The sequence below is a fragment of the Nocardiopsis halophila DSM 44494 genome, from assembly GCF_000341245.1.
In the GTDB taxonomy this organism is placed as follows: Bacteria; Actinomycetota; Actinomycetes; order Streptosporangiales; family Streptosporangiaceae; genus Nocardiopsis_A; species Nocardiopsis_A halophila.
Genome location: NZ_ANAD01000088.1, coordinates 1 through 13,451 on the forward strand (window position 1 = coordinate 1; position 13,451 = coordinate 13,451).

Consider the following 13,451-nt stretch of genomic DNA (forward strand, 5'->3'; position numbering starts at 1 on the left):
ACGCTCCGTCGTCGCCGCTACCTCCCTGGCGCCCCGACCACCCGGTACCCGGCTGGCAGGCTGGAGCGGGGCACCAGATACACCGTCGTCGCTGTTCACCGCCGGTACCGCCGGGGCCCTGCCGCCCGGCAGGCAGCCCCGAGCGGGGTACCAGCCTGCGCCGTCGCCGCCCATTTCCCCGCACTCCGGTAGCCCGATGCCCGGCTGGCAGGCGTGAGTGGGGTACCAGCTGCCCCGTCGTCGCTGCTGTTCCCGGACCGCGAGGAGTCCGGCGGCCGACCGGCAGGCCGGGGAACCGCCCCGCCTTCTCGTGGCCGCCCTCCCCCTGGCACCCCGGCGGCCCGCCNGCCTGCCACGCCGTCGTTGCTCCTTCCCCTGGTGGTCGGCGGGGAGGGGAGGGAATTCTCCGGACTTCCTGCGCAGGAGCACGGGATGCCGCAGAATGAAGACGATAGCCCTGAGTGACCTCGTGGTCGCTGTCCGACAGCGCCCGAAATGCCATCGAATACGTGAGGTGTGACGTGGCGGTCCCCCGATCCGACCCGTCCCTGCGCGAGCATCCCGGTGAGGGGCCCGCCGAGTCCGTCCCTCCGGTCGTGGACGTCGCACCGCCCGTCCGGGAGAGCGAGCAGGCGCCCCGGCAGCCCGACACCTCCGCCGCTCCGGAACCGGAGGAGCGCCGCACCGCGACGGCACGGCCAGCGCGGCCCACGTGGCCCGCGCACAGGGTCGGTCCCGGTGCGCGGGTCACCCCTGCGGCCGGGCGCGGGCCCGAGACCACGGCCGGACGTCTGGCCGCCCTGGCCGCCTACCACAGGGCCTGCGCCGAACGAGAGGACGTGCTCGCACACCTCGTCGACCTGGACGCCCTGAGCCCCGAGGCCTGGGCGGCGCTGCCGGGCGGCGAGGAGGTCCTGTTCACCGGGGAGCGCAGCGTCCTCGACGTCCCCGTGGGCGCCGCGGCCCCGCTCGACGCCACGGGCGGCGGGCGGCTCCGCTACGGCTACCCGCTGGTGATCCTTCCCGGTGCCCCTGAGGACGCGGAGTATCCCGAAGGCACGGAGAGCACGGAGAGCGCCGGCGGGTCCACTCGCGGCCTCCGCCGCGCGGCCCCCCTGTTCGTGGCCGACGCCGACCCCCTGCCGGACCAGGACCCGTCCCGCCCGCGGGTCCGGCTCACCTCACAGCCCGAGGTCAACCCCGCACTCCTGAATCGGCTCGGGATCGACACCCAAGAGGAGCTGGCCGAGTTCCGCCGGATCGTCCGCGCGGCGAAAGGTGATACCGCCTCCAAGGGGGCCGCCGGCGGCGCCGGCGGCCGATCGGACCCCGGCCTGGGGGACCACGACGGGGGCCAGGAGCGTGCGCCCAGGATCACCGACCTGGAGGCCAAAGCGCGCATGATCCTGTCCCGCCTGGAGATCGACCGCGTCGACGACGTCGTCCCCGCCCGCCTGCGCGGCGTCATGCCATTGGCCGACCTGCGACCGGGCGCCCACAACATCGCCCTGCTCTTCCGTGCGGGAGCGGATCCGGACACCCGCGCCGATGGTCCGGCCGCTCCCGGCGCCGGGCTCATCGCCGACCTGGACCCCGAGGGGGCCGGGATCCGCCCTGAGAAGGCCGGGACCACCGCCCTGGCCGCGCTCCTGCAGGGCGGCGGCGCGCGCGAGGAGCCCGTCCTGCCCGTGGCGCCCCACCGCCTGACCGAGGCCCACCACGCGGTCGTCGCCTCCGCGATGCGCCGCCCCCTCACCGTGGCCGCGGCACCGCCCGGCACCGGCGCCGACGAGGTCGCCGACACCGCCGTGCGCACCGCCTGTGCCGCCGGGCAGAGCGTGCTGGTGGCCGCCCCCGACGGCCGCCTCCCGGCGCTGATCGCCGGCGCCCCCGGACGGGCCCACCGGGTGCTGCCGGTCGGCGGCCCCGCGGACGAGGAGTCCCGGACGCTGGCGGAGGTCACCGAGACGGCGCTGTGCGCGGACCCGCCCGACGCGGTCGGCGACCGGCAGAGCCTGCGCGACGACTGGGCCCGCGCCGAGGAGGCCCGGCGCGCCATGGACGCGGTCGCCGCCGGCGGCCACGCCCTGGCGCTTCTCGGCGCCGAGCGGCGCCGCCTGGCCGAGGCCGGGTGGGACCCCGGGGCGCTGTTCACCGTCGACACCGGCGAGCCCGAGTCGTGGCAGCGGCGCGCCGAACGCGCCCAGGGCGCCGGGATGGCCGCCCGCGCCCACCGCTCCGCCATCCGCAGGGAGCTGGGCGTCGACCCCGCCCCGGAGAACCTCGACCGGCTGGCCCGGGCCGCGGCCCTGGAGAGCGAGTGGCGCACCTGCCTCGACCGGCGCCGCCGCCTGGCCCCGCTGAGCGATCTGGCCGCCGACCTGGACGCCGCCCTCGCCTGCCACCTGCTCTCCGGCGCCGCCTACCTGGAGAGCGCCGCGGTGCGCCGCGCCGCGCGCGCCCGCTCCGCAATCGCCACCCGGATCGAGGCGCTGAACTGGAACGACTCCTCCCGCCGCCCTGGTCTCGGGTACCTGCTGACCGCCGTACCGGCCTGGTCGGTGCGCGCCGACGCGGCGCACGCCCTGCCGTGCACCCCGGGACTGTTCGACCTGGTCGTGGTGGCCGAGGCGGACCGCATCCCGGTGGCCCGGCTGCTGCCGCTGCTCTACCGGGCCCGCAGGGCGCTGGTCCTGGGCGACCCCGCCCAGCCGGAGCCCGTCCGCCTGATGGAGCCCGACGACGAGGAGGCCGCCCGCTCGGCCTCGGGGACGGGGCGGGAGTGGCTGCGCCGGTGGGGGCTGGGCCACGGCGCCTCGGCCTACACCGCCTGCGCCGCCTCCGCCGAGGGCGGTCACGGGGCGCGGCTGCGCCTGGACGAGCACGACCGCGCCCGCCCCGAGATCGCCCGCCTGGCCTCGCGGCACTGCTACGGCGGCCGCGTGCACGTGCTGACCGACCCGCGCACCCTGCCCGAGGTCACCGGCCCGGCGGTGGAGTGGCGGCACGCGCCGGGCCGGTGCGAGCCCGTGCCGGGCGCCTCGGCGGTCAACCGCGACGAGGCCTACCGGGCGGCGGTGCTCCTGCGCCAGTTGGACGGCGGCCTGCCGCGCGGGCTGCGGCTCGGGGTGGTCGCTCCGCACCAGGCCCAGTGGTCGCTGCTGCGCCGCCTGGTGGAGCGCCAGGACCTCTCCCGCGAGGTGCGGGTGGGCGGACCGGAGCACTTCCGCTCCGAGCACGCCGGCACCGTCGACGTCATGGTGGTGTCGGCGACCGGGGTCGCCGGCGGACCGAAGGCGTCGGCGCGGTTGTGGACCACCGCCCTCACACGCACCCGCATGCGGCTGATCGCCGTGGGGGACCGGGCCTACTGGGCGCGCCAGAGCGGGATCGGCGGCGACCTGTGCCGCTGGGCGGAGTCCGAAGGCCGGGACGAGGAGGTGCAGGCGGTGCAGGACGCGTCCACCCCGGCCGTGCGCGTGCTGCAGCGCGCACTCCAGGAGCGCGCCGCCGAGGCCGTGCCCGCGCCTTCGGTGCGGGGGCACCGCGGCGACCTGTGCGTGCGGACCCGCAGCGGCTCGGCGCTGGTCCTGGTCGACCAGGCGAGGAACGGGGCCGAGCTGCGCCGCCTCCTGCGCCGGGGGCGGATGCTGGAGGGGCTGTACGAAGGACCGGTGGTGTGCGTACCGGCCTGGAGGTGCCTGCAGGACCCCGCCGCGGTGGCCGAGGAGATCACGGCCATGGCCCAGGGAGAGGGCGGGAGGCAACGGCCGCTCCACCCCGTCTGAAGCGCCGCCCTCGTCTGAAGCATCGGCCCCGTCTGAAGCATCGGCGGTGGCGGTTCGCCCGCTCACGAGCCGGTGGAGAGGCGCCGTTCGGCCGCGGGCGTGCCTTCCGCCACGCCCCCGACCACTTCAGCACTGGGCTTGCCGGGCCGTTCGGAAGTCCGGTGGGTGGGAGGACGGACGCCATGGTTCGCGCCCGTTCCGCGCGGAGGCCGGGCTGATCGGCGCATCGCGCCGATCAGTGGCCTGTGACCCCGGTAGACGTCCTGGCACGGACCCCGCCCAGGGCTGCCCGCCTGTCTCGGGACCGGCGGGCCGAGGGGNACGCGACTTCCGACAGGTTCGGCATCCGGCTGGGAGGAGGCGCCGTCGGGACACCACGGGGGCGCCTCCGGGACCGGCCTCCGTCGTGCCGCCCGGCCGCGGGGCGCCGGTCGCCTTCCCACTCGCACGGACACCGGCGCCGCCCCTCCGCCCCGGCCCCACAGGCCCCCAGGACTGACGTCGCCTGGGGTTCTTTGGGGGGCCATCGCTCTTCCGGCGCGGTCGGCGGGCGCCTGAAGCGGGCATGTCCGGCGTATAGAGTGCGATTCCGGTGGCCGCCGCGCCTGCGCGGCCCCTCCCGTGGCCGGCCGACCGGTGCCGGGTGCCACGGGACCCACGGATCACGACACGAGGGGGCGCGGGGTGCCCGAGGGCCACACGCTGCACCGCCTGGCGGCGCACTTCACCGAGCACTACGGCGGCGCGCGGGTGCGGGTCACCAGCCCGCAGGGGCGCTTCACCGACGGGGCCCGCCGTATCGACGGCCGCGTGCTGGAGGGCGCCGAGGCCCACGGCAAACAGCTCTTCCTCGGGTTCGACACCGGTGCGTGGCTCCGTGTCCACCTCGGCCTGTACGGGGCCTGGACCTTCGGCGACGCCGACGGCGAGCGCCACCTGGGGGCGCCGCGCGCGGCCGGGGCCGACGGGCGCCCGCTGGAGCGGGACGCCGAGGGCTACGCCGTTCCGCCGCCGCCGGTGGGCGCGGTCCGGGTCCGCCTGGTCACCGCCGACGGCTGGGCCGACCTGCGCGGCGCCTCGGCCTGCGAGGTGATCACCGAGGAGGACAAGCACGGGGTCCAGGAGAGGCTGGGCCCCGACCCGCTGCGCGCCGACGCCGACCCCGACCGGGCCTGGCGGACCGTGGCGCGCTCCCGGTCGCCCATCGCCACCCTGCTGATGCGCCAGGACGTGGTGGCCGGCATCGGCAACATCTACCGCGCCGAGTCGCTGTTCCGCGCCGGGATCGACCCCTACCGGCCCGGCCGCGACCTCACCCCCGGGGAGTGGGAGGCCCTCTGGGCGGACCTGTGCGGCCTGCTCCGGGACGGCGTGCGCGACGGCCTGATCATCACCACACGGCCCGAGCACCGGCCCGACCCGGACGCCCGGCCGGTGCCCCGCCCGGACACCCTCTACGTCTGCTACCGCACGGGCGAGCCCTGCCGGGTCTGCGGCACGCCCGTGCGTTCGGCGGACCTGGCGGCCCGGACCCTGTACTGGTGTCCGGGCTGCCAGGCCAAGTGAGGCTCAGCCCGTCGGGACGGCCCCGCTCTCGATGTCCACGCCAGTCTCCTCCTCGAACTCGGCGATGAGCCGCCGGGCCTCGCCGGTGGAGCCGGCCTCCTCCGCCCGCTCGGCGGTGGCGAGGAACCGCTCGGTCTTCTCCTCGACATCGCCCCGCTGCAGGGCGTCGTCCAGGTCGGAGGCGACGCCGCCGAACCCGCGGACCGCCGAGTAGTAGATGTCGGCCACGCCCCGGCACAGCCAGTCGCCGTCGCAGATCCCGTACAGGTCGTCGCGGAACACGTTGTCGATGCGCAGCCGGTTGGCCTCGTCGAAGCGCTGCTGGAGCTTGAAGTTGCGGTAGCCGAAGTCGTGGCGGACGCAGCCGGGGTTGAAGTCGTAGCCCAGCGGCTCGTCCGGCGACATGCTGCACCCGTCGTTGGACCAGTCCAGCTGGGGCTCGTGCGGGCGTCGGTCGCTGACGGCGATGAACTCGTCCAGGGTGTGCTCGAAGACCAGCCGGTCGGTGATGCTCCGGAGCTCCTCGGGGGGCAGGGTGTCGGCCTGAGCCGGGACGGCGGCCATGGGGACGGCGACCGCCGCGGCGAATGCCGCGGCGACGGCGCGCAGGGTGAATGCGCGGGGGACTGCCATCGGTGTCCTCTCGGTCGGCGGGGATGACGGTCCGAGGCGACCGTCTGACAGGACGATTGTGCTTTCCCGCCGCCGGATCGCGCTTCAGGGCCTCCCGAACTTTGCCATCCCGTTACGTGTTGTCAGCGGAAATCAACTCCCCGTGCGGACTGCCGAAACTTCACTCTCGGGACGTTCGGGGAAGGGGGTGCCGCCGTGGGGAGGGAACGAGCCGTTTCGACGGTGCCCGGAGCGGGCGCGAACCGCAGGAAAGGGGTGGCAGGGGTGAAGATCTCCTTTTTCGAGATGGAGGACTGGGAGCGCACCGAACTGGAGCGTCTCGGAGGCGTCCACGACCTGCGGTTCGAGAGCGGACCGCTGGACGGGCGCACCGCGGCCGCACACGCCGACGCCGACGTGCTGTCGACCTTCATCCATTCGAACCTGGACGCGCCGGTCCTGGAGCGGTTCGGCCGGCTGGGGCTGATCGCCACCCGCTCCACCGGCCACGACCACATCGACCTGGAGTGGTGCCGCCGCAACGGGGTGGCCGTGGCGAACGTCCCCCGGTACGGGGACCGCACGATCGCCGAGCACGTGTTCGCGCTCCTGCTGGCGATCTCCCACCGGATCGTCGAGGCGGTGGACCGGACCCGCCGGGGGGACTTCTCCTTCGGCGGCCTCCAGGGCTTCGACCTGTACGGCGCCACGATGGGCGTCGTGGGCACCGGGCGGATCGGCCGCTGCACCGTCCTGCTCGCGCTGGGGTTCGGCATGCGGGTGCTCGCCCACGATCTGCGTCCGGACCCCGGTCTGGCGGAAACGCCGGGTGTGCGCTACGCGCCGCTGGCGGAGCTGCTCGCCTCCTCCGACGTCGTGAGCCTGCACGTGCCCGGCGGAGAGGGGACGCGTCACCTGATGGACGGCGCACGCTTCGCACAGATGAAGCCCGGGGCGGTCCTGATCAACACCTCGCGGGGCGAGGTGGTGGACACCGCGGCCCTCGTGCGCGCGCTGGGGGAGGGGCGGGTGGCCGCGGCGGGCCTGGACGTGCTCGAAGCCGAACCCGGGCTGCGCGAGGAGGCCGAGCTGTTGCGCACCCTGGCTGCGCGCCGGGACCGGGACATGCGCACGCTCTTGGCCGACCACATCCTGCTGCGCATGAGGAACGTGCTGGTCACACCGCACAGCGGGTTCGACACCCGGCAGGCGGTGCGGAGGATCCTGACGACGACACGGGAGAACATCGAGGCATATGCCGCTGGAAAACGGCAGAACACGGTCGAAGCATCTGTCGCCGGGTGAACAGGGAGAGACATGCGCGGATGTGCGGTCGAGGTGACACTCTGGCCCGAGTGAGAGGCGAATGGAAATCCGTCACTCATTAAACAATGGTCACCGCCGTCACTCGCGACACAAACTCCGATCGGTGCGCCAAAATGCTGAAAAGTTCTCCTATCGGGTGCGCCGCCATGGCGCGGAACGGACACGGTTCCGTTGACGATCCATTACGGGATCTGAAATAAGGGGCGAAAGCAATAAAGTTCGTGCCAGCAGTCGCAGTGCCACCGACCCCCCTGACGAGGTGGACAGTGATCACAAGGAGAAAAGGGCGGCTCCTCGCTCCGGCGGCGGCCGCGGCGGCCCTGGCCCTGGTGGCCGCGGGGTGCGCCCAGAGCGAGAGGGACGCCGGTGGCGACCCCAACGAGACCCGGCCGCTGATCTTCGCAGGGACGGGCGACCCCCGCTCCCTGGACCCCGTCCTGGCCAACGACGGCGAGACCTTCCGCGTCACCCGCCAGGTCATGGAGACCCTGCTGGAGCACGAGCCCGGCGGCACCGAGATCCAGGGCGGGCTGGCCGAGAGCTGGGAGCAGTCCGAGGACGGCACCGAGTGGACCTTCCACCTGCGCGAAGGGGTGACCTTCCACGACGGCGAGTCCCTGGACGCCGAGGCGGTCTGCGCCAACTTCGACCGCTGGAACGGGTTCACCGGGGACTACCAGTCGAGCAACCAGACCTACTACTGGCAGAACGTCTTCGGCGGCTTCGCCGAGAACGAGGACGAGGAGCTGCCCGAGTCCATCTACGACTCCTGCACCGCCGAGGACGAGCTGACGGCGGTCATCCGCGTCACCGAGCCCTCGGCCGTCTTCCCCGGCGCCTTCTCCCTGTCCTCCTTCGCCATCATGAGCCCCGCCTCCATCGAGGAGGCCGCCGGCCAGGAGGTCGGCGGCGAGGAGGGCGCACCGGTGCTGCCCGACTACAGCCAGGAGGCGGGGGTCATCGCCGGGACCGGGCCCTACACCTACTCTGAGTGGGACCACGACGGGCGCGAGGTGACGCTGGAGCGCTACGACGACTACTGGGGCGAGCCGGCGAACATCAAGACGCTGATCATCAAGACCATCTCCGAGGAGAACGCCCGAAGGCAGGCCCTGGAGGCCGGGGACGTGCACGGCTACGACCTGGTCGCGCCGGCCGACGTGCAGCCCCTTGAGGAGGCGGGCTTCCAGGTCCCGGTGCGGGACGTGTTCAACGTCCTCTACATGGCCTACAACCAGGAGGCGTCCGAGGAGCTGGAGGACCCCCAGGTGCGCCAGGCCCTCGCGCACGCCGTGGACCGCCAGCGCATCGTCGACACGATCCTGCCCGAAGGCGGGGAGGTGGCCAGCCAGTTCATCCCCGAGACGGTCGACGGCTGGTCGCCCGACGTGCAGACCTACGACCACGATCCCGACCGCGCCCGGGAGCTGCTGGAGGAGGCCGGGCAGGAGGACATGACCATCGACTTCTGCTACCCCACAGAGGTCACCCGCCCCTACATGCCCGCCCCCAAGGACATCTTCGACATCATCCAGTCCGACCTGAAGGACGTCGGGCTGACCATCGAGGCCGACTCCAAGCCCTGGGACGAGTACATCCCCCACACCGACTCGGGCAACTGCAGCCTGTACCTGCTCGGGTGGACCGGCGACTTCAACGAGGCCTACAACTTCCTCGGCACCTGGTTCGGCGGCTACGACAGCGCCTGGGGCTTCCGCGACGACGAGGTCTTCAGCGTGATGGAGGAGGTCGCCTCCGAGCCCGACCCCGACAAGCGCACCGAGCTCTACCAGGAGGCCAACGAGGTGATCATGGACTACCTGCCGGGTCTGCCGATCTCGCACTCACCTCCGTCGATCGTGTTCTCGCCCGACGTCGAGCCGCCGCCGGTCAGCCCCCTGACCCAGGAGCAGTTCGACCAGGCGTCCTTCAAGTGAGGGCGTGCGCGGCGGCCTGAGGGCCGCCGCGCCGGACACCAAGCGACCACCAGGCGAGAGCGCCCGCCCGGACGGGGACCCCGGCCGGGCGGGCCCCGGACAGGCAGGCGGTTACCGAGGTGCTCCGCTTCATCGTCAGACGTGTCCTGCAGGCCGTTCCCACCCTCTTCGGCCTCTCGATCCTTCTGTTCATCTGGGTGCGCGCGCTCCCCGGGGGCCCCGAGTACGCCCTGCTCCCGGAGAACGCCACCGCCGAGCAGCGGGCGGCGCTGCGCCGCGCCATGGGCCTGGACGACCCGGTCATCGTCCAGTACGGGGCGTTCCTGGGGCGGCTGCTCCAGGGCGACCTCGGCCAGTCGCTGCAGACCGGGCGCCCGGTCCTGACCGAGTTCGCCATGAAGTTCCCCGCCACCGTCGAGCTGGCCGTCATGGCGATGATCATCGCCGTGTCGGCGGGTGTCCCGCTGGGCTACCTGGCCGCGCGCCGCAGCGGCGGGGCGCTGGACTCGCTGGTCGTCGGCGGCTCGCTCGTGGGCATCTGCACGCCGGTCTTCTTCCTGGCCTTCGTGCTCAAGCTGGTCTTCGCCGAGCAGCTGGGCGTGTTCCCCTCGGCGTTCCGCCAGACGCCGGGCATCGACGCCACCCGCATCACCGGACTGTTCGTGGTGGACGGCATCGCCACCCGGGAGTGGGACGCGGCCTGGGACGCCTTCATGCACCTGGTGCTGCCCGGGCTGGCGCTGGCCAGCATCCCGCTGGCGGTCATCGTGCGGATGACCCGGGCCGGGGTGATCGAGGTGCTGGGCGAGGACTACGTGCGCACCGCCGAGGCCAAAGGCCTGCACCGGCGCACCGTGCGCGGCCGGCACGTGCTGCGCAACGCCATGCTGCCGGTGGTCACCGCGATCGGGCTGCTCAGCGGCGCCCTGCTGGCGGGGGCGGTGCTCACCGAGAGCGTGTTCGCCTTCGGGGGCATCGGCCAGTTCATCTACTCGGCCACCCAGACCCGCGACTACCCGGTCCTCCTCGGGTTCATCCTGATCATCGCCGCCCTGTACGTGCTGATCAACCTGATCGTGGACATCTCCTACAGCCTCCTCGACCCGAGAGTGCGGGTGAGCTGATGTCGGCCAGGACCGAACGCATCGACCGCCTCTCCGAGCTGACCGCGGCCCGCCGCGAGGAGGCCGAGGGGCGCGGCGTCTGGCGCGAGGCCTTCGCCCGGATGAGCCGCAACCCCATGGCGATCACCGGCGCCGCCGTGGTGGCGGTCTTCATCGTGGTGGCCGTCCTCGGGGACCTGATCGCGCCCTACGGCCCGACCGAGCAGAACTGGGGCGACGAGGTCTTCCCCAACCAGAACGTGTTCGTCGGACCGCGGGCCGAGAACTGGCTGGGCCTGGACAACCTGGGCCGCGACCAGTTCTCCCGGATGGTGATCGGGGCCCGCCAGACGCTGCTGGTGGGCGTGGTGGCCGCCGGGCTCGGGTTCACCGCCGGGGCGCTGCTGGGCGGCCTGTCCGGCGCCTCCTACGCGCTCGGCGGGGCGGTCGGCCGCCGGGTCGACGCCGTGCTCATGCGCTTCGTCGACATGATGCTCGCGCTGCCCTCGCTGCTGCTGGCCGTCAGCATCGCGGCCCTGCTGGGACAGGGGCTGGTCACCGTCATGATCGCCGTGGGCACCGCGCAGGTGCCCATCTTCGCCCGGCTGCTGCGCGGGGCGATGATCGCCCAGGGGAGCCGCGACTACGTCCTGGCGGCGCGCGCCATCGGGGCGCGCCGGCGCCGCATCGCCCTGACGCACATCCTCCCCAACTCCATGGGGCCGATCCTGGTGCAGCTCACCCTGAGCCTGGCCACCGCCATCATCGACGCGGCGGCCCTGTCGTACCTGGGCCTGGGCAACCCGGACCCGTCGGTCCCCGAATGGGGGACCATGCTCGCCGACGCCCAGCGCTTCCTGAGCAGTGCTCCGCAGCTGGCCGTCTACCCGGCGCTGGCCATCATCGTCACCGCTCTGGGATTCACCCTCATGGGCGAGGCGCTCCGAGAATCACTCGACCCGAGACTGAGGAAGTGAGATGCCCGCAGGACCCCTTCTGGCCGTGGACGATCTCTCGGTCACCTTCACGCAGCGCCGGCGGCGGGACGTCAAGGCGGTGGACGGCATCTCCTTCTCCCTCGACGAGGGGAGCGTGGTGGGCCTGGTCGGCGAGTCCGGGTGCGGCAAGAGCGTGACCTCGCTGGCCCTGATGGGCCTGCTGCCCTCGCGCGGGGTCCGGGTCGCGGGCCGGGCCGGCTTCCGGCCGGGCGGCGGGGACACGGAGGCGGACCTGCTGTCGCTGCCGTCCCGGCGTATGCGGGACCTGCGCGGGCGGGAGCTGGCGATGGTCTTCCAGGACCCGCTGTCCTCGCTCAACCCCGTCGTGCCGATCGGGCGGCAGGTCACCGAGATCCTGGTCCGCCACCGCGGCCTCAAGGGCCGGGCCGCCCGGTCGGCCGCCGCCGACCTGCTGGCCCGCGTCGGCATCCCCGACCCGGGGCGCCGGCTGCGCGAGTACCCCCACGAGCTGTCCGGGGGGATGCGCCAGCGCGCGCTCATCGCCATGGCGGTCGCCTGCCGGCCCCGCCTGATGATCGCCGACGAGCCGACCACCGCGCTCGACGTGACCATCCAGGCGCAGATCCTCGAACTGCTCAAGGAGCTGGTCACCGAGGAGGGCACCGCCCTGCTGATGATCACCCACGACCTGGGGATCGTCGCCGGACTGTGCGATGAGATCAACGTGCTCTATGCGGGCCGGGTGGTCGAGAGCGCGCAGCGCCACGAGCTCTTCCGGGCCCCCACCCACCCCTACACCGCCGGACTCCTCGCATCGATCCCGCGCCTGCACGCCTCGCGGGACCTGCCCCTCACGCCGATCAGGGGGACCGTCAACGACGCCATCGACTGGACCGACGGGTGCGCGTTCGCGCCCCGGTGCGACAACTACGCCGAGGACTGCCTGGGAGGGCCGCCGCACATGCGCGAAGAGCGCGCGGGCCACCGGTTCCGCTGCGTGCACCCGGTGCGCACGGACGCGGCGGCGGTGTCCGCGGAGCAGTCCCCTGCGGCCCCTGAACCGTCCGCGCCCAAGGGGGAGGACCGATGAGCCTTCTGGAGATCAAGGACCTCAAGGTCCACTTCCCGATCAAGAGCGGGGTGCTGGTGGACCGGACGGTCGGGCACGTGTACGCGGTGGACGGGGTCTCGCTCCAGGTCGATGCGGGGACCACGTACGGGCTGGTGGGCGAGTCCGGGTGCGGGAAGACCACGCTGGGGCGCGCGGTGCTGCGGCTGGTCCCGGTGACCGACGGGGAGGTGTGGATCAACGGCGTGGACCTGGCGCACCTGCCGGAGGAGGAGATGCGGCGGCGCCGCAGGCAGGCGCAGATGGTCTTCCAGGACCCGCTGGGCAGCCTCGATCCCCGGCAGAACATCGAGTCGCTGCTCACCGAAGGGCTGGAGGTGCACAACGTCGGGTCCGGGAGGGCCGAGCGGCGGGGGATGGTGCTCGACGCACTGGAGGCGGTCGGGCTCTCCCAGCGCGCGCTGAACCGGTACCCGCACGAGTTCTCGGGCGGCCAGCGCCAGCGCATCGGGATCGCCCGGGCGCTGGTCCTGGAGCCCGACCTGATCATCTGCGACGAGCCGGTGTCGGCGCTGGACGTCTCGATCCAGGCGCAGGTGCTGAACCTGCTGGAGGAGCTGCAGCGGGACCGCGGGCTCACCTACCTGGTGATCGCCCACGACCTGGCCGTGGTGCGGCACGTGAGCGACACGGTGGGGGTGATGTACCTCGGGGCACTGGTCGAGGAGGCGGACAGCGACTCCCTGCACGCCGCCCCCCTGCACCCCTACACGCGCGCGCTGGTGTCGGCGATCCCGGTGCCCGACCCGGAGGTGGAGGACACGCGGGAGCGGATCCTGCTCCAGGGGGACCTGCCGTCCCCGGCCGCCCCTCCGCCGGGGTGCCGGTTCCACACGCGGTGCCCCTGGCGGCAGGAGGAGCGCTGCGCCACCGAGCGCCCGGAGCTGAGGACGGTCGGCGAGGGCCACCGGGTCGCGTGCCACTACGCGGAGCAGATCGCGGCAGGCGAGATCCGGCCGCGAGGGTAGCGTTCCCCCCGTACACGATCTCCGCCGGGTCATCGCGGTCAAGCCGGTGACCGGCGGGAGGGG

Annotated in this window: 9 protein-coding genes; 8 read left to right on the plus strand and 1 reads right to left on the minus strand. The window is 73.5% G+C overall.

What is annotated here, in order from left to right:
* Positions 1-521: 521 nt before the first annotated feature.
* On the plus strand, positions 522-3,788 hold the full coding sequence (locus tag D450_RS0111850) for a DEAD/DEAH box helicase (RefSeq protein WP_017538881.1): 3,267 nt from the start codon (positions 522-524) through the stop codon (positions 3,786-3,788).
* A 684-nt stretch (positions 3,789-4,472) separates the two neighbouring features.
* Positions 4,473-5,354, plus strand: coding sequence for an Fpg/Nei family DNA glycosylase (locus tag D450_RS0111855; protein ID WP_017538882.1), 882 nt, complete (start codon positions 4,473-4,475; stop codon positions 5,352-5,354).
* Between the two features lie 3 nt (positions 5,355-5,357).
* Here D450_RS0111855 and D450_RS0111860 read toward each other — a convergent pair whose 3' ends face one another.
* Positions 5,358-5,987 (minus strand): phospholipase, encoded by a 630-nt coding sequence (locus D450_RS0111860; RefSeq protein ID WP_017538883.1) that lies wholly within the window; start codon positions 5,985-5,987, stop codon positions 5,358-5,360.
* 264 nt (positions 5,988-6,251) lie between these two features.
* On the opposite strand from D450_RS0111860, the gene D450_RS0111865 reads away from it, so the two are divergent.
* The 6 genes from D450_RS0111865 to D450_RS0111890 all read left to right on the plus strand — a co-directional run bounded on the left by D450_RS0111865 (position 6,252) and on the right by D450_RS0111890 (position 13,388).
* Positions 6,252-7,271: a hydroxyacid dehydrogenase gene (locus tag D450_RS0111865; RefSeq protein WP_017538884.1), complete on the plus strand. Its 1,020-nt coding sequence runs from the start codon at positions 6,252-6,254 to the stop codon at positions 7,269-7,271.
* Between the two features lie 287 nt (positions 7,272-7,558).
* On the plus strand, positions 7,559-9,229 hold the full coding sequence (locus D450_RS0111870; protein WP_017538885.1) for an ABC transporter substrate-binding protein: 1,671 nt from the start codon (positions 7,559-7,561) through the stop codon (positions 9,227-9,229).
* A gap of 119 nt (positions 9,230-9,348) precedes the next feature.
* Entirely contained in the window at positions 9,349-10,353 is a 1,005-nt protein-coding gene (locus tag D450_RS0111875; protein ID WP_017538886.1) for an ABC transporter permease, read from the plus strand.
* Positions 10,353-11,309, plus strand: a complete 957-nt coding sequence (locus D450_RS0111880; protein ID WP_017538887.1) for an ABC transporter permease — start codon at positions 10,353-10,355, stop codon at positions 11,307-11,309. Before D450_RS0111875 ends, D450_RS0111880 begins: the two co-directional genes overlap by 1 nt.
* A gap of 1 nt (position 11,310) precedes the next feature.
* Positions 11,311-12,381 (plus strand): ABC transporter ATP-binding protein, encoded by a 1,071-nt coding sequence (locus D450_RS0111885; protein WP_169541690.1) that lies wholly within the window; start codon positions 11,311-11,313, stop codon positions 12,379-12,381.
* Complete coding sequence (locus D450_RS0111890) at positions 12,378-13,388, plus strand: ABC transporter ATP-binding protein (RefSeq protein ID WP_017538889.1); 1,011 nt, start codon at positions 12,378-12,380, stop codon at positions 13,386-13,388. The genes D450_RS0111885 and D450_RS0111890 overlap by 4 nt, the downstream gene beginning before the upstream one ends.
* The last annotated feature ends 63 nt before the right edge of the window (positions 13,389-13,451 follow it).

Excerpts from the sequence above, each read along its gene's own strand:
- D450_RS0111880 (WP_017538887.1), top strand. The coding sequence starts at position 10,353 with ATGTCGGCCAGGACCGAACGCATCGACCGCCTCTCCGAGCTGACCGCG.
- D450_RS0111890 (WP_017538889.1), top strand. The coding sequence starts at position 12,378 with ATGAGCCTTCTGGAGATCAAGGACCTCAAGGTCCACTTCCCGATCAAG.
- D450_RS0111860 (WP_017538883.1), bottom strand. The coding sequence starts at position 5,987 with ATGGCAGTCCCCCGCGCATTCACCCTGCGCGCCGTCGCCGCGGCATTC.
- D450_RS0111885 (WP_169541690.1), top strand. The coding sequence starts at position 11,311 with ATGCCCGCAGGACCCCTTCTGGCCGTGGACGATCTCTCGGTCACCTTC.